Below are 17192 nucleotides of genomic sequence, written 5' to 3'. Positions count from 1 at the left end.
TTCGCCCAGTTATTTTAACCGTCACAATCGGGCGCCAAGCCACGTTTCTGCGGGCTGCAGCACAGTTTCGGCGGCACTAGCAGACAAGTCCCGCGCTGTCGAGATATGGCGCCGTGGGCCGTTTGCGTATACTGCGCAGATGTTCTCACCAACTGCTTTGCGCCCGCGATGCGCCAGATGGCTGCTCGCCACCGGACTCTTTTTGATGCTCAGCGCCTGTGTTGACAAACCCAGCACGCTCGAGCGAATCAAGGAGGATGGCGTATTGCGGGTGATAACCCGGAACAGCCCGGCCACCTATTTCCAGGACCGCAACGGCGAAACCGGCTTCGAATACGAACTGGTCAAGCGCTTTGCCGACGACCTGGGCGTCAAGCTTGAGATCGAGACCGCCGACAACCTCGACGACCTGTTCGGCCAGTTGGGCAAACCCAACGGCCCGGTCCTCGCCGCCGCCGGCCTGGTCAGCAGCGAGCAGCGCCAGCAGCAAGTACGCTTCTCCCACCCCTACCTCGAAGTGACCCCGCAGATCATCTACCGCAACGGTCAGTCGCGCCCGACCAACGCAGCGGATCTGGTGGGCAAGAAGATCATGGTGCTCAAGGGCAGCACCCACGCCGAGCAATTGGCTGAGCTGAAAAAACAGAACCCTGCAATCGAATACGAAGAATCCGACGCCGTTGAAGTGGTCGACCTGTTGCGCATGGTGGACGAGGGGCAAATCGACCTGACCCTGGTGGACTCCAACGAAGTGGCGATGAACCAGGTGTACTTTCCCAACGTGCGCGTGGCGTTCGACCTGGGCAACGCCAGCAACCAGAGCTGGGCCGTGGCCGCCGGTGAAGACAACAGCCTGCTCAATGAAATCAACAGCTACCTGGACAAGGTCGAGAAGAACGGCACGTTGCAACGTCTGAAGGACCGTTATTACGGGCATGTCGACGTACTCGGCTATGTGGGCGCCTACACCTTCGCCCAGCATCTGCAGCAGCGCCTGCCCAAATACGAAAAGCACTTTCGCGCCTACGCCAAGGAAGAAAAGGTCGACTGGCGCCTGCTGGCAGCCATCGGCTATCAGGAATCGCTGTGGCAACCGGCGGTCACCTCCAAGACCGGCGTGCGCGGCCTGATGATGCTGACCCAGAACACCGCCCAGGCGATGGGCGTGTCCAACCGTCTGGATGCCAGGCAAAGCATCATGGGCGGCGCCAAGTACCTGGCCAAGATCAAGGACGAGCTGGACGACAAGATCGCCGAGCCCGACCGTACCTGGTTCGCGCTCGCGGCGTATAACGTCGGCAGCGGGCACCTGGACGACGCGCGCCTGTTGGCGAAGAAAGAAGGCCTGAACCCGAACAAGTGGCTGGATGTGAAGAAAATGCTGCCGCGCCTGTCGCAGAAGCAGTGGTACAGCAAAACCCGCTACGGCTACGCCCGTGGTGGTGAGCCGGTGCACTTTGTGGCGAACATCCGACGCTACTACGACATCCTCACCTGGGTGACCCAGCCACAGTTGGAAGGCAACCAGGTGGTCGAAGGCAACCTGCATGTACCGGGCGTGGACAAGACCAAGCCGCCGGAAGACAACTCGCAACTGTAAGAACGCTGATGACCTATGACGAGCAGACACTTTCCCTGTCGTCGGACATTGTCCGGCTTTCATATCGCCGGGCTGGTGATAGTCAGCGCGCTTCTCACCGCCTGCCAATCGCCGCGCGAGGCACTGCAACAACTGGCTGAAGCGCATGGGCGGCAATGGGAGGTCCTGCCGGGGCACACCTTCCCTCTTTTCATACTTGCACCGCAGACTGCAGAAAAGATGACTCGCCTGCGTGTCTACCTGGAAGGCGATGGCCATTCGTGGGCGACGGCCACTCAACCCAGTCTGGACCCGAGCCCGCACACGCTTTTAGTGCCGCGGCTGGCGGTCGATGATCCAACACCGAATGCGTACCTGGCACGCCCCTGCCAGTTCATCATGGCCGCAGCCTGTGAACCCGCACTCTGGACCCATCGACGTTTTTCTCAGGAAGTGGTCACCCGCCTCAGCCAGGCGCTGGACCAGTTAAAACAGCGGTATGGCAATAGGGAGTTCGAACTGGTGGGGTATTCAGGTGGCGCCGCTCTCGCCTTGTTATTAGCGGCGCAACGCACTGATGTTACCCAGGTGCAAACCCTCGCGGGCAACCTCAGCCCACGTCTGTGGACCACGATGAAAGGCCTGTCACCGCTCGACGGCTCATTGGACCCGCTGGATTATCGTGATCGAATTGCCCGACTACCCCAGCGTCATCTCGTTGCAGACGCAGACCCGATTATTCCCGCCGGTTTAGCTCAAAGGTACCAACAGGCACTTGGCTCGCCCCTCTCCCAATGCATCCACGTATCAGACACAAGCCATGACAAGGGATGGGAAGCGGCTTGGCGCCGATGGGCTAACACCCCGTTGGCCCATCAGGTTCCTGAATAAGCGTGGGCACGTCTTTTAAAAACAGCTGAATAGCGCCCCACCCTGTGCCTCAAATGGAGGCGACAGCAATGAGCACCCCGAAGTTCCGCTTATTGCTGATAATTCCTTAAGACCTCCGAAAAACAACGGCCGGCTCTCATTTTTTAGTTTTTTTATTCAACCTCAAGTCTTTTTAAGGTGAATTAGCCTACAGGCATCGTGTAAATTTGCACGCGCTTGAATCAGCACTTCACTGACAAGCTGGCAGGGATGCCTAAAACAGACGCTGACGCGTGGGCTGTTCCCTGCCAGTTTCTGCCCTGTAAGGATACTGCCTTGAATATTTCCCACCTGCGCCGCTCGTTGCTGGCGCTTTCCGTCGCGGCTACCACGGTCAATGCCGCACCCGCACCCGACCTGAACCACGATCTGAGCACCGGGGCGTACAACAGCTCCGATGACGTTTTCAACAACGCCACCTTCACCGGCACGTCGCAAAACGCAGGGGTAGAACTGGTCAACGTGACCCTGGGCGGCAACCTGGTCAACCAAGGCAACATCAACCTGACGGCCGCGACGCCCGACGACATCCCGTCCGGTATTGCCATGCTCCTTAATTCCAACGTCGCCGGCGATCTGGTCAATCAGGGCGACATCACGGTGAGCGGCACTGGCGCCATGGGGCTGGACCTGTATCTGGCGAACATCGCCGGTGAAGTCAACAACAACGGCAACATCACGGTCACTGGTGAAGATGCCAACGGCATGATGGTCACCTCGACCCAGGCGCGCATCAATAACACGGGCACGATCACCGCGCATGGCATCGACTCTGCCGGTATCGAGATCGAGAACGCGCGCTTCACCGGTCAGATAGCAGGTGCTCCTTTAAAGAGTGATATCAACAACAGCGGGACGATCTCCGCCGACGGAATTGGTATCCACTTTGTCAACCTCGACACCTCCGGCGGCACCAACTCCATCTCCATCAGGCAAACCGGTGGCCTGATCGAAGGCGGCACTGCGGCCATTCTGGCGAACGACAATGCCTCCACTTCCTACTTCTATTGGGAAGGTGGTCAAGTCAAGGGCGACCTGCTGGGCCTGAGTGGCGTGCTGGTACGAGGCGACACGATATTTGATGGCTCGACCATCCGCGCCGGCTACGTCGATATCGACGGTGGCCGCCTGACTCTGCTGCGCCCGCAGACCACGATTATGGGCGACCTCGACCTGGACAGCGACACAGCGCGCCTGCGCTTGCTGCTGGATAACAACACTCAGCCCAACACACCGATCCTGAAAGTCACCGGCAATACCTTCTTCTCTCAAGGCAGCCAGATCGAACTGCAGGCTCGCTCCGACGATTTCCGCACGCCGGCCCAGGGCACCCGCTACACCCTGATCAACTCTGGCACTTGGGAAGACCCGCAGAACCTGTCCGTGGTGTCCTCCTCGGCGCTGCTTGAGGTGAGGGACTTCGGCATTGACGGCCAGGACGTGAAAGCACTGGTTGCGACCCGCAGTGACGAGGTGATCGCGCAAGACCTGCTGGGTGCCCGCGGTTCACGCAACGCGGTGAACGCCATCACGCCACTCAAGAACACAGTCATGGGCCAGATGGACGAGAGCGACCCGGTATTCCAGCGTTTCGCCAACGCCGCTACCAGTGAAGAGCTGGCCAAACTTGCCGAAGCTCTGACCCCGGACGTAAGCCGTGGGGCGATCAACGCCGCCACCAACAGCCAGAACCTGGTCGCGAGTACCGTCAACCGCCGCGCCAGCAAAGCGCGTAGCGGTCTGTCCTCCGGTGACGTCCTGGCCGAACAAGGGGTATGGCTGCAGGCGCTGTCCAGCGACGCCAACCAGGACAGCCGCCACGGTACCGAAGGCTACGACGCCAACTCCCACGGCATCGCCGTAGGTGCCGACGGCAAGCTCACTCCCGATACCACCGTGGGTCTGGCTTACAGCTACCTGACCAGCGACGTCAAATCGGACTTGGGTAACAAAACCGACGTCAGCGGCCATGCACTGACCCTGTACGGCAACTGGGCCCGTGACAACTTCTTTGTCGACACCTCGCTGATGTATGGCTGGAACGAAAACGAGTCCAAACGCTACATCGCCGGTACCCGCGCCAAGGCCGACTACGACAGTGAAATCTTCGGCGTCAACGCGCTGGCAGGCTACACGTTCCGACTCGACAAACAGTGGCTGCTGGAACCACAGGTCGGTGCGCGCTATGCCAACGTATCGATTGATTCGTACCGTGAAAAAGGCAGCTCAGCCGCCCTCAACGTCGGCCGCCAGCGCTATGAAATCGGCGAAATGGGCCTGGGTGCGCGTCTCGCAGCCGCTTTTGACGTAGGCGCGGGCAGCCTGGAACCGGAAGCCAAGCTGATGGCCTGGCACGACTTCATCGGCGACAAGGCCGGCACCACCTCCACCTTCGTGCTCGGCGGCACCCCATTCACCACCACAGGCGCGACACCCGCGCGCGACAGCTACGAGCTCGGCCTGGGCGCGAACTACCGAGTGGGCGCCTGGAGTGTGGGCGGAATGTACAACTACATGACCAGCAGCGGTTTCGACGCCGACACCTTCACCGCGAACGTGCGTTACGACTTCTGATTAACCTGTTCGCCTGAACAACAAAGCCCGCCGATGCGGGCTTTGTTGTTTGATAGTGCGGGAAAAGCCGTTGGTGCGGGCATGAAAAAACCGGCCGGGGCCGGTTTTTTCATGCTGATATGCAGCGCCGCGGGGTTATTCCCACTCAATCGTCGCCGGCGGCTTGCTCGACACGTCATAAGTAACGCGCGAGATACCTTCGATTTCGTTGATGATACGGCCGCTGACGGTCTCCAGCAGTTCGTATGGCAGGTGAGCCCAACGGGCGGTCATGAAGTCGATGGTTTCTACGGCACGCAGGGCCACGACCCAGGCGTAACGACGGCCATCGCCAACAACGCCAACGGACTTCACCGGCTGGAACACCACGAACGCCTGGCTGACTTTGTGGTACCAGTCGGCTTTGCGCAGTTCTTCGATGAAGATGTGGTCGGCACGACGCAGCAGGTCGGCGTATTCCTTTTTCACTTCACCCAGGATGCGCACGCCCAGGCCTGGGCCTGGGAAGGGGTGGCGGTAGACCATGTCGTATGGCAGGCCCAGTTCCAGGCCCAGACGGCGGACTTCGTCCTTGAACAGTTCGCGTAGCGGTTCGACCAGCTTGAGGTTCATTTCCTCAGGCAGGCCACCCACGTTGTGGTGGGACTTGATCACGTGGGCCTTGCCGCTCTTGGCGCCTGCCGACTCGATCACGTCGGGGTAGATGGTGCCCTGAGCGAGGTACTTGATGTTGTCCAGCTTGTTGGACTGGGCATCGAACACGTCGATGAAGGTGCGACCGATAATCTTGCGCTTCTTCTCCGGGTCGGACTCGCCGGCCAGGTTGTTGAGGAACTGCTCCTCGGCATTGGCGCGGATCACCTTGACGCCCATGTTCTCGGCGAACATGGCCATCACTTGCTCACCTTCGTGCAGACGCAGCAGGCCGTTGTCGACGAACACGCAGGTCAGTTGGTCGCCGATGGCTTTGTGCAGCAGCGCAGCAACCACGGAGGAGTCAACGCCGCCGGACAGGCCGAGCAGCACGTTATCGGTGCCGACCTGGGCGCGTACTTGGGCGATGGCGTCTTCAGCGATTTTCGACGGGGTCCACAGGGCTTCACACTGGCAGATGTCGAGGATGAAGCGCGACAGGATGCGCCCGCCTTGCTTGGTATGGGTCACTTCCGGGTGGAACTGCACGCCGTAGTAGCCGCGCTCGTCGTTGAACATGCCGGCGATCGGGCAGCTCGGGGTGCTGGCCAGGATGTGGAAGTCTTCCGGCATTTTGGTGACCTTGTCACCGTGGCTCATCCACACGTCGAGGCCGAACAGGCCGTCGGCGTCGATGTGGTCTTCGATGCCGTCCAGCAGGCGGCTCTTGCCGACCACGTCCACACGGGCATAACCGAATTCACGCAGTTCGGAGCCTTCGACCTTGCCGCCCAGTTGCTCGGCCATGGTCTGCATGCCGTAGCAGATACCGAAGACGGGCACACCCAGGTCGAATACGGCCTGCGGGCAGCGCGGGCTGTTGGCTTCGTGCACGGACTCGGGGCCACCGGCGAGGATGACGCCTTTAGGTGCGAATTCGCGGATCGCTTCGTCGTCCATGTCGAACGGGTGCAGTTCGCAGTACACGCCGATTTCACGCACGCGGCGGGCGATCAGTTGGGTGTACTGGGAACCGAAGTCGAGGATCAGGATGCGGTGGGCGTGAATGTCGAGGGCCATGAAGTCAGTCTCGTCTAATGAATCAGAAACAACTCGGGGCTGAAAGAACAGCCCCGGTTACTTAACGTTTTGCTGGAAGCCTCAACCTACGCGGTAGTTTGGCGCTTCCTTGGTGATCTGCACGTCGTGGACATGGGATTCAGCCATGCCGGCGCCGGTGATCCGTACGAACTCTGGCTTGGTGCGCATTTCTTCGATGTCGGCGCTGCCGGTGTAGCCCATCGAGGAACGCAGGCCGCCCATCAGTTGATGGATGATCGCGCTCAGGGTGCCCTTGTACGGCACACGGCCTTCGATGCCTTCCGGTACGAGCTTCTCGGCGCCTGCCGAAGAGTCCTGGAAGTAACGGTCGGAGGAGCCCTGGGCCTGGGACATGGCGCCCAGCGAACCCATGCCGCGGTAAGCCTTGTACGAACGGCCCTGGAACAGTTCGATCTCGCCCGGGGCCTCTTCGGTACCGGCGAACATCGAGCCCATCATCACGCAGGAGGCACCGGCAACGATGGCCTTGGACAGGTCACCGGAGAACCGGATGCCGCCGTCGGCGATCAACGGTACGCCCGTGCCTTCAAGGGCAGCGGCGACGTTGGCGATGGCGCTGATCTGCGGCACGCCCACACCGGCGACGATACGCGTGGTGCAGATGGAGCCTGGGCCGATGCCGACCTTGACCGCGTCGGCGCCAGCTTCAGCCAGGGCCTTGGCGGCAGCGCCGGTGGCGATGTTGCCGCCGATCACCTGCACGTCAGGGAAATTCTGCTTGACCCAACGCACGCGGTCGATCACGCCTTTGGAGTGGCCGTGGGCAGTGTCGACCACTACCACGTCAACACCGGCTGCAACGAGGGCGGCCACGCGGTCGCCGGTGTCTTTACCGGTACCGACGGCAGCGCCAACACGCAGACGACCTTGGTCATCCTTGCTGGCCAGCGGGTAAGCCTTGGCTTTTTCGATGTCGTTGACGGTCATCATGCCTTTGAGGGCGAATGCGTCGTCGACGATCAGCACGCGTTCGATGCGGTGCTTGTGCAGCAGCTCGCGCACGTCGTTCTTGTCGGCGCCTTCCTTGACGGTGACCAGACGCTCTTTAGGCGTCATCACTTCGCGGACGGTGATTTCAAGACGGTTTTCGAAACGCACGTCACGGGAAGTGACGATGCCGACCAGGTCGCCATCATGCAGCACGGGAACACCGGAGATGTTGTGCAGGCGGGTCAGGTCGAACAGGTCACGCACGGTGGCGTCGGCTTCGATGGTGATCGGATCTTTCACCACACCGGCTTCGTAACGCTTGACCTTGCGCACTTCGGCAGCTTGCTGCTCGATGGTCATGTTCTTGTGGATGATACCGATACCGCCTTCCTGCGCCATGGCAATGGCCAGACGGGCTTCGGTAACGGTGTCCATCGCAGCGGAAACCAGGGGAATATTCAGCTCGATGCCACGGGTTAGGCGGGTCTTGAGACTGACTTCGTTAGGAAGCACCTCGGAATAACCGGGCACTAGGAGAATGTCGTCGAATGTCAGAGCTTCTTGGCTGATACGCAGCATCGCGGGGGCTCCCGAGCGGGAAAATGGAAGCGCGCCATTATATACATGCACCCCCCGGGTCTCAACGTAAAACTCTGACAAACTTGGTAATACTGATAGATGGATTAAAGTTCGACCTTAACCCAGCTGATCTTCTGGTCCAGCCAATCGGCAAATTCGTCGATAAAGCTCTGCTTGAACCCTGCCTCCGCCCAGTTGTTGAAGATGAATCCCAGGTTGGAAAACCCGCATTCCTGCAGGAACAGGAAGCCGTTGATGTCATCTTCATGACCACACAGCGGGCAGGTGAAGTTGTCGGTGTGGCCGGGCATCCAGTCTTCCAGGCTGTCGAACAGCGCTTCGCCTACCTCCTTGCGGCACTCCGGGCAGCCGGCTTCTTCGAGAAAACCCTTGGCCGGCGTGTAGATGCAGCGCTTGTAGATGATCTCCAGGCCATTGACCGGCTCGTTGAACGGCAGCGCCTCGGGGTACAACACCACGGCGCGGGCACCATCGGCCAAGGCGTAGGCCATACGATTACCGGTGCGCCCGCAGGTGGTCAGTTCTTCCTTGATGATGTTTTTGCGCACCAGCCAGCGCACGATGGCCCGTGCGCGGGGTTCGTGGACCGGCAAGGTGGAAATTTTCGGAACAAGGATGCTTTGGGAATTCATGGGAGTCCGGCGGTGTGGCTGCCCCCGATGGGGCCCTGAAGGCTGGCAGCTTAATCCCTGCCCCACGCAGGTCAAGTACTCAAGTAGCGCCCGATCAACGCAATGCCACTGGCCAGCACCAGCCATGTCACCAGCCGCACAAACGCCTCACGGGACATGCGCATGGTCAAGCGGCGCCCGCACCACAACCCCAGCGCCATCGCCGGCAGCAAGCACAGCGCCATCAGCAAGAGCGGCACATCGGCATACACCCCGGCAATCAGGAACAGACTCAGTCGCACCACCGTGCTGCAACTGATCAGTGCGCTTTGGGTCGCCCGCGCGGCGTCCTTGGGCAGGCGGCTGTTGAGGTAGATCGCATACAAAAAGCCGCCACTGCCGAAGAGTGCACCAAACAGCCCGCCCACTGTGCCCATGGGGATCGACCAGCCCGCCGCCAATTGCGTGGGGCGCGCTTTCACCGCCAGGGTGTAGATGGCGTAGGCGCTGATAAACAGCCCCATCAACAGCAGCAACAGATCCGAATGCAGGTTGAGCAAAAACACCACACCGAGCGTGCAACCGATGGCCATGCACGGCAGCAATCGCAGCAACTCCGGTTTGTTCACCTCCCGCCGGGTTTGCAACAGGCCGCCAAAGGCCGCGACAAAATCCAGCAACACCAGCAATGGGATGATCTTCGACAACGGCATAAACAGGAGCAGGACCGGCCCCGCCACCAGCGCCGTGCCAAAGCCGGCAATGCCAAACACGATGTACGCCACCGCCACACCCAGGCCGATCACCAGCCAATCCATACCGCCAAACGACCACTGGCTCATCAGCTCAACCGGACTCATGGGGCATTCCTTGAAAGAGATGGCTTTTACTTTAGTCATCGAGAAGGGATGCGACTAATATCTTCAAAGCGCTCAAGCCATCTCAAAAAGGCATCCCCCGTGATTTCCACTCGCCAACTGCGCTATTTCGTCGAAATCGCTGACAGCGGCAGCTTCAGCGCGGCGGCCGAGCGTCTGTTCGTGGCGCAATCGGCGTTGAGCCGGCAGATCAAGTCGCTGGAAAACCACCTGCAGACACCGCTGTTCGAGCGCACCGCGCGCCAGCCCCGGCTGACCGCAGCCGGCGAAGCCTTTTATCCTCGGGCGCGTAACCTGCTGAGTGAGTTGCTCAAGGCCAGTGAAATGGCGACCCAGGTCGGCAACGGCAGAGTCGGCACCCTGCGCCTGAGCCATTCGAGCACCGTGCCGATGAGCGGCCTTTTGCTGCACGGCGTCAGCACCTGGCTGCAGCGCTGCTTAGGCGTGTCGATGGACATCGTCAAATTGTCTTCCGAGGCCCAATTGGAGGAGATCGCCGACGGGCGCCTGGACGCTGGCTTGCTGCGCCTGCCGGTGTTACGCCAGCGCGAAGGGGTGCAGGTACGGCCTTTATATAGCGAGCAATTGCTGCTGGCTGTGCCGCCAGATCACCCGCTGGCGCGCAGTGACAGGCCCGTCGAACTGACGCAACTCAAGGACGAAGCGTTTATCTCAATTCCCCATCCACAGCGCGGAGGCTTGAGTTATCTGTCGGCTGAACTGTGCATGCGCGCCGGATTTTTTCCCAAGGCGGCGCGGGTGATGTCGCGCAAGACCACCCAGTTGCAGTTGATTCAGGCCGGCTTCGGTATCGCCTTGTTGCCCAAATCCATGCAAGACATTGCGCCCACCAACGTGCAGTTTTTACCCCTGGCCGATCCGGACTGCCTCAGTACCGTGGCCGTGGCCTGCCAGCAGGCGCCGAGCCCGCTGGTGGAGCAATTCTGTCAAACCTTGCACGAATGCCTATAAACTGCCGCCATGATTAAAGACCCCTTTGCCCGTCTGGGCCTGGACCGTGAAGTCCTGACTGTCAGCCAACTCAACGGCCGTGCGCGGGTGTTGCTGGAAGACGTATTCACCAATATCTGGGTTGAAGGCGAGATCTCCAACCTTGCCCGCCCCGCCTCCGGCCATGTGTATTTCACCCTTAAGGACAGCGGCGCCCAGGTGCGTTGTGCGTTGTTTCGCAACAATGCCGCGCGGGTGCGCCAGGCGTTGAAGGATGGCCTGGCGGTGAAGGTGCGTGGCAAGGTCTCGTTGTTCGAGGGCCGTGGCGACTACCAACTGATCCTCGACACCGTGGAGCCCGCCGGCGATGGCGCGCTGCGCCTGGCCTTCGATGCGCTGAAGCAAAAACTCAGCGCCGAGGGTTTGTTCAGCGCCGAGCGCAAGGTGCCGCTGCCGGCCCACCCTCGACGCATTGGCATTATCAGCTCACCCACCGGCGCGGTGATCCGCGACATCATCAGCGTGTTCCGCCGTCGGGCGCCGAACATCGAACTGACCTTGATTCCGACCGCGGTTCAAGGCCGCGAAGCGATCCCGCAGATCGTGCGTGCGCTGAAACTCGCCGACGCCCGCGGCTTTGACGCGCTGATCCTGGCCCGTGGCGGCGGGTCCCTGGAAGACCTGTGGTGCTTCAACGAAGAAGCCGTCGCGCGTGCGGTGGATGCCTGTGTCACGCCGATCGTCAGCGCCGTCGGGCATGAAACCGATGTGTCCATCAGCGACTTCGTGGCCGACGTGCGTGCGCCCACCCCGTCTGCCGCCGCTGAATTGCTGGCGCCGGACGCCAGCCATCTGGTGCGCCAGGTGGAGAACCTGCATCGCCGCCTGGTGATGCTGATGCGCAATCGCCTGACTCACGACCGCCTGCGCCTGGAAGGCATGGCCCGCCGCCTGCGTCACCCCGGCGAACGTCTGCGCCAGCAGGCTCAACGCCTGGATGACCTGGACATGCGCCTGCGCCGCGCCTTCGAGCGCAGCCTCAATACCCGCCGCGAACGCTTGATCCGCCTGGAAACCCGCCTTGCCGGCCAGCACCCCGGTCGTCAGTTGGCGTTGCTGCGCCAGCGCCTGGACAGCCTCGCCGAACGTCTGCCCCGCGCCATGCGCGAAGGTCTCAAGGCCCGCCGCCTGCACCTGCAAAGCCAGGCGCAGACATTGCAGGTGGTCAGTCCACTGGCCACCTTGGCGCGTGGCTACAGCATCCTGCTGGATGAACGCGGCCAGGCCATTCGCAGCGCTGCGCAAACCCATACCGGTCAGCGCCTCACCGCGCGCCTCGGTGAAGGCCAATTGCAGGTACGGGTGGAAGATAACCACCTGACGCCTGTCACCCTTTCGTTATTGGATTGATTGATGCCACGTCTTGCTAGCTTGTTGATGCTGCTGTGCCTCGCCTTGAATGCCCACGCCGATAGCTATATCAGCCGTACCTTGAACAAACCGGTGCCGGGTGGCGTTGCGGTGGTCGACCTGGGGCCTGCGGCCGGCGCGCCAAAAGCCACGTATCAAGGCAAGCCGGTGCTGGTGGTCAAGGAGCAGGACAACTGGCTGGCGATTGTCGGTATCCCCCTGAGCGTCAAGCCGGGTAACGAGCGCATCAGCAGTGGCGGGCGCAGCCTGCCGTTTATCGTGGGCTACAAGCAATACCCGGAACAGCGCATCACCTTGAAAAATAAAAGCCAGGTCAACCCAGCACCCGCCCAACTCAAGCGCATCGAGGCAGAGCTGGCCGTGCAGATCAAGGCTTACCGCAGCTTCAGCCCCAACCTGCCGAGCAACCTGGTGCTGGATAAACCTGTGAACGGGCCGCTGTCGAGCAAGTTTGGCGTACGCCGCTTTTTCAACGGCGAGGAACGCAACCCGCATTCGGGCCTGGATTTTGCGGTGCCGGCAGGCACACCGATCAAGACGCCGGCGAACGGCAAGGTGATTTTGGTCGGCAATTACTTCTTCAACGGCAACACCGTCTTCGTCGACCACGGCCAGGGTTTTATCAGCATGTTCTGCCATATGTCGACGATCGATGTGAAGGTGGGCCAGCAACTGGTGCGCGGCGCCGTGGTAGGCAAGGTCGGCGCGACAGGTCGCGCGACCGGGCCGCATATGCACTGGAATGTCAGTTTGAACGATGCACGGGTGGATCCGGCGATCTTCATCGGCGCCTTCCAGCCCTGAATGACGGGATTGCGCGCGCCGTAAAGGCCGCGCAATTAAACTCAACGCCCAGCCGTATTACCGCCATATAATCTCGCCCACCCTGCGAATAGAAGAACTTATCTCAATTTTTCTTGACTGCTTGCCATCTTTCACCCCGGCGGTTAGGGTTGAGCTTATGAAAACCTCTCACACCCTCATTCAGCTTCGCCAGCACCGCAGCCTGTGCCTCGTCAGCGCACGACTGCCAGGCTGAATCGATCTGCCTCGTCCCAAGCTTTACTCCCAACAATAGTTACACGGCAGGCCGCCTTTTCTCGGCCCCTAAACAAAGGATTTCCCGATGAGCATGCTCAAAGACCCGTCTTCGAAGTACCGCGCGTTCCCGACTATCGATATCCCGGACCGCACCTGGCCATCGAAGACCATCACCAGCGCGCCGATCTGGTGCAGCTCCGACCTGCGTGATGGCAACCAATCGCTGATCGAACCAATGGACGCGGTGAAGAAGCTGCGCTTCTGGAAAACCCTGGTCGCTGTCGGCGTCAAGGAAATCGAGGCGTCGTTCCCGGCCGCCTCGCAGACCGACTTCGACTTCGTACGCACCCTGATCGAAGACAATCACATCCCCGAGGACACCACCATCCAGGTGCTGACCCAGGGCCGTGAAGACTTGATCGCACGCACCTTCGAGTCCCTGCGCGGCGCCAAGAAAGCCATCGTGCACTTGTACAACGCCACCTCGCCGTCGTTCCGCCGTATCGTGTTCAACCAGGACAAGGACGGCATCAAGGCCATCGCGGTCAACGCGGCCAAGCTGTTCGTCAAATATGCCGCCCAGCAGCCGGAAACCCAGTGGACCTTCGAATACTCCCCGGAGACCTTCAGCGCCACTGAGCTGGAGTTCGCCAAGGAAGTCTGCGACGCCGTGATCGAGGTGTGGAACCCGACGCCTGAGCACAAAATGATCCTCAACCTGCCGGCGACGGTTGAATGCGCCACTCCGAACATCTATGCCGACCAGATCGAGTGGTTCGGCCGCCACATCAACCGTCGTGACAGCGTGATCATCAGCCTGCACACCCACAACGACCGTGGCACCGGCGTAGCCGCCACCGAGCTGGGCCTGATGGCCGGCGCTGACCGTGTCGAAGGCTGCCTGTTCGGCAACGGCGAGCGGACCGGTAACGTCGACCTGGTGACCGTGGCCTTGAACATGTACACCCAGGGCCTCGACCCGCAGTTGGACTTCTCCGACATCGACGGCGTGCGCAAAGTCGTTGAAGAGTGCAACCAGATCCAGGTGCATCCGCGTCACCCGTACGTGGGCGATTTGGTGCACACCGCATTCTCCGGCTCCCACCAAGACGCCATCCGCAAAGGCTTCAGCCAGCAGAAAGACGATGCCCTGTGGGAAGTGCCGTACTTGCCGATCGACCCGGCCGACATCGGTCGCAGCTACGAGGCAGTGATTCGTGTGAACAGCCAGTCGGGCAAAGGCGGCATCGCCTACCTGCTGGAGCAGGAATACGACATCAGCTTGCCACGCCGCATGCAGATCGAGTTCAGCCAGGTGGTTCAGGCCGAAACCGACCGCGTCGGCCTGGAGATGACCGCGCCGCAGATCTACGCCTTGCTGCAACGTGAATACCTGCAAGCCAACACCCCGTACGCGCTGGTCAGCCATCGCCTGCAGGAAGAGAACGGCAACAGTTCGGTGGAAGTGGAAGTCTCGGGCAAAGGCCAGGGCGAAACCAACCTGCACTGGAAAGGCAAAGGCTACGGCACCCTGGAAGCCCTGGTCGCTTCGCTGCCGATCAAGGTAGAGATCATGGACTACAACGAACACGCGATTGGCGCGGGCACAAACGCGAAGGCCGCCGCTTACATCGAATTGCGCGTGAACGGTGAGCGCCCGGTGCACGGCGTGGGGATTGATGAAAACATCACCACCGCCAGCTTCAAGGCGGTGTTCAGCGCGCTGAACCGCTCGCTGAGCCAGCTGGAAGCCAAAGCGGCGTAACCTTCGCCGCTATACACAAGGCCCCTGGATTCTTATCCAGGGGCCTTTTTATTGCATCGTTGAAAGCGCTCTCCTGGGTAGCCCGCTAACTGTCAGACAAACTCAAAGCGATCGGCATCCAGGTTCGCCGGAAACCTGCTGCGGTAGGCCGCCAACTCCGATGCATCCAGGCTTACCTGGAACACGCCATCGGCCTCCCCCGCGCTCAGCAATGTTTCGCCCTGGAAATCCAGCACCTGGCTGTCACCGGTATAGGCGAAACCCTTACCGTCCGTGCCCACCCGATTCACCGCCGCCACGTAACACAGGTTCTCGATGGCCCGCGCCGGCAGCAAACGGTTCCAATGCAGGCGCCGCGCGCCGGGCCAGTTGGCGGTGTACAGCAGCAGGTCGGTGTCCTGAGCATCACGGCTCCATACGGGAAAGCGCAGGTCGTAGCAAATCAGCGGGCGAATACGCCAGCCCTTCACCTCAAACTGCACCTGCTGTTCGCCGGGGGTGTAATGGTTGTGCTCACCGGCCATACGGAACAGGTGGCGCTTGTCGTAATGCAACACTTCGCCATCCGGCCGCGCCCACAGCAGCCGGTTGCGGTGGCTGCCATCGGCGGCCCGGATGATCACGCTGCCAGTGATCACAGCGTGGTACTTCGCCGCCTGGGCCTTGAGCCAATGCTGGGTGGGGCCGTTTTCGGGCTCGGCCAGAGCCTGCGAGTCCATGGAGAACCCCGTGGTGAACATCTCCGGCAGCACGATCAGGTCGGCGCCCCTAGCCTGCTCCAACAGCAACTCGAAGTGCTCAAGGTTGGCCGTGCGGTCATGCCAGGCCAGGGTGGTCTGGACCAGGGCGATGTTCAGGTTTGGCAGTGCACTCAGATCACGCATAGTTTTTCGGCTGCTTGTTGCAGCGTCTCCTCGCGTTTGGCGAAGCACAGGCGCACCAGGCGCTGGCCTTGGGGTGGGTTCTGGTAAAACACCGAGACGGGGATCGTCGCCACACCGTGCTCGCGGGTCATCCACAACGACATGGCCACATCATCCAGGTCCGGGCGTATGCGAGAGTAGTCCACCAGTTGAAAGTAGGTGCCGGTAACGCGGGTGAACGTGAAACGCGACGGCGCCAGTAAGTCGCAGAACAGATCGCGCTTGGCCTGATAGAACGCCGGCAGCTCGTCGACGTGTTCCGGGTGTTCGGCCATGAAGTCAGCCAGCGCGTACTGCAACGGCGTCACACCGCAGAAATTGACGTACTGGTGCACCTTGCGCAGCTCCGCGGTCAGCGCCGGTGGCGCCACGACATACCCGGTTTTCCAGCCGGTGACGTGGTAGGTTTTGCCAAACGAGCTGACCACGAACGCACGCTGATACAGCTCCGGGTGAGCCAATACGCTGACATGCGGCACGCCGTCGAATACCAAGTGTTCATAGACTTCGTCGCTGACCAGGTAGATATCCCGGTCGCGGATCAATTCGGCCAACTGGTCCAGCTCGGCGCGGCTGATCAGGGCGCCGGTGGGGTTGTGCGGGCTGTTGAGGATGATCATGCGCGTACGGGGCGACAGCGCGGCCTTGATCTTCTCGAAGTCGAGTGCGAAGCCGTGCAGGCTTAGTTGCACGTGCACGCAGCGGCCACCGGCCAGTTCGACCGAGGGCTCATAACTGTCGTAACTGGGGTCGAACACGATCACTTCGTCACCGTTGCGAATCACCGCCTGGATCGCACAGAAGATCGCCGCGGTGGCGCCAGGGGTGATGGTCACTTCGCTGTCCAGGTTAACGGTGGCTCCGTAACTGCGGGCGATCTTGGCCGCCACCTGCTGGCGCAGTGCCGGCAAGCCGGTCATCGGGGAATATTGGTTATGCCCGCTGGCAACGTGCTTGCCCACGGCATCGAGCAACCCCTGGGGGCCATTGAAGTCGGGAAAGCCCTGGGACAGGTTAAGCGCACCGGTTTCGGCAGCCAGTTGCGACATGGTGGTGAAAATGGTGGTGCCGACATTCGGCAGCTTGCTGGTGATCATGGGAGCCCCCTTCGGGTGAGCTGCAAGTTGTAAGCTGCAAGCCACAAGCGGGTCAAGCGACAAACCGCCGGGCACAAAAAAGGGCTCCGAAGGAGCCCTCTCTTGCAACTTACAACGTGAAGCAGCC

13 protein-coding genes are annotated in these 17192 nt (G+C 61.0%); 7 read left to right on the top strand and 6 right to left on the bottom strand.

The features are described 5' to 3' along the window. Nucleotides 1-139 precede the first annotated feature (139 nt). The 3 genes from mltF to KZX66_RS12755 all read left to right on the top strand — a co-directional run bounded on the left by mltF (nucleotide 140) and on the right by KZX66_RS12755 (nucleotide 5083). Nucleotides 140-1600, top strand: coding sequence for a membrane-bound lytic murein transglycosylase MltF (gene mltF, locus KZX66_RS12765; RefSeq protein WP_248079833.1), 1461 nt, complete (start codon nucleotides 140-142; stop codon nucleotides 1598-1600). 15 nt (nucleotides 1601-1615) lie between these two features. Then, on the top strand, nucleotides 1616-2470 hold the full coding sequence (locus KZX66_RS12760) for an alpha/beta hydrolase (protein WP_248079831.1): 855 nt from the start codon (nucleotides 1616-1618) through the stop codon (nucleotides 2468-2470). 315 nt (nucleotides 2471-2785) lie between these two features. Further along, nucleotides 2786-5083: an autotransporter outer membrane beta-barrel domain-containing protein gene (locus KZX66_RS12755; protein WP_248079829.1), complete on the top strand. Its 2298-nt coding sequence runs from the start codon at nucleotides 2786-2788 to the stop codon at nucleotides 5081-5083. Between the two features lie 135 nt (nucleotides 5084-5218). On the opposite strand, the gene guaA is transcribed toward KZX66_RS12755, so the two are convergent. From guaA to KZX66_RS12735, 4 genes are all read right to left on the bottom strand, one after another. Continuing rightward, nucleotides 5219-6796 carry a glutamine-hydrolyzing GMP synthase gene (guaA, locus tag KZX66_RS12750; RefSeq protein ID WP_248079827.1) on the bottom strand — a complete coding sequence of 526 codons (1578 nt, stop codon included), beginning with the start codon at nucleotides 6794-6796 and terminating at the stop codon, nucleotides 5219-5221. An 81-nt stretch (nucleotides 6797-6877) separates the two neighbouring features. Then, complete coding sequence (gene guaB, locus KZX66_RS12745; protein WP_248079825.1) at nucleotides 6878-8347, bottom strand: IMP dehydrogenase; 1470 nt, start codon at nucleotides 8345-8347, stop codon at nucleotides 6878-6880. Nucleotides 8348-8451: 104 nt separating this feature from the next. Continuing rightward, nucleotides 8452-9000: a sugar ABC transporter ATPase gene (locus KZX66_RS12740; protein WP_248079823.1), complete on the bottom strand. Its 549-nt coding sequence runs from the start codon at nucleotides 8998-9000 to the stop codon at nucleotides 8452-8454. 71 nt (nucleotides 9001-9071) lie between these two features. Next, nucleotides 9072-9839, bottom strand: a complete 768-nt coding sequence (locus KZX66_RS12735) for a sulfite exporter TauE/SafE family protein (protein WP_248079821.1) — start codon at nucleotides 9837-9839, stop codon at nucleotides 9072-9074. A 99-nt stretch (nucleotides 9840-9938) separates the two neighbouring features. Between KZX66_RS12735 and KZX66_RS12730 the strand changes: the two genes are divergently transcribed. The 4 genes from KZX66_RS12730 (at nucleotide 9939) to leuA (ending at nucleotide 15045) form a co-directional block, all read left to right on the top strand. Further along, nucleotides 9939-10829 carry a LysR family transcriptional regulator gene (locus KZX66_RS12730; RefSeq protein ID WP_248079819.1) on the top strand — a complete coding sequence of 297 codons (891 nt, stop codon included), beginning with the start codon at nucleotides 9939-9941 and terminating at the stop codon, nucleotides 10827-10829. Between the two features lie 9 nt (nucleotides 10830-10838). Next, nucleotides 10839-12218: an exodeoxyribonuclease VII large subunit gene (gene xseA / locus KZX66_RS12725; protein WP_248079817.1), complete on the top strand. Its 1380-nt coding sequence runs from the start codon at nucleotides 10839-10841 to the stop codon at nucleotides 12216-12218. A gap of 3 nt (nucleotides 12219-12221) precedes the next feature. Next, the gene (locus KZX66_RS12720; protein WP_248079815.1) at nucleotides 12222-13043 is read left to right on the top strand and encodes a M23 family metallopeptidase; all 822 of its coding nucleotides are present in this window, start codon (nucleotides 12222-12224) and stop codon (nucleotides 13041-13043) included. 322 nt (nucleotides 13044-13365) lie between these two features. Beyond that, the gene (gene leuA / locus KZX66_RS12715; RefSeq protein WP_248079813.1) at nucleotides 13366-15045 is read left to right on the top strand and encodes a 2-isopropylmalate synthase; all 1680 of its coding nucleotides are present in this window, start codon (nucleotides 13366-13368) and stop codon (nucleotides 15043-15045) included. Between the two features lie 92 nt (nucleotides 15046-15137). Here the strand turns inward: leuA and KZX66_RS12710 are convergent, their stop codons facing one another. Both KZX66_RS12710 and KZX66_RS12705 read right to left on the bottom strand, forming a co-directional pair. Beyond that, nucleotides 15138-15929 carry an amidohydrolase gene (locus KZX66_RS12710; RefSeq protein WP_248079812.1) on the bottom strand — a complete coding sequence of 264 codons (792 nt, stop codon included), beginning with the start codon at nucleotides 15927-15929 and terminating at the stop codon, nucleotides 15138-15140. Then, nucleotides 15917-17065 carry a pyridoxal phosphate-dependent aminotransferase gene (locus KZX66_RS12705; protein ID WP_248079810.1) on the bottom strand — a complete coding sequence of 383 codons (1149 nt, stop codon included), beginning with the start codon at nucleotides 17063-17065 and terminating at the stop codon, nucleotides 15917-15919. Before KZX66_RS12705 ends, KZX66_RS12710 begins: the two co-directional genes overlap by 13 nt. Nucleotides 17066-17192: the final 127 nt, after the last annotated feature.

It is taken from the genome of Pseudomonas sp. EYE_354, assembly GCF_023148575.1.
GTDB lineage: Bacteria > Pseudomonadota > Gammaproteobacteria > Pseudomonadales > Pseudomonadaceae > Aquipseudomonas.
The sequence above is the reverse complement of the archived record's forward strand: the minus strand, read 5'-3'. Positions and strand labels throughout refer to the sequence as shown.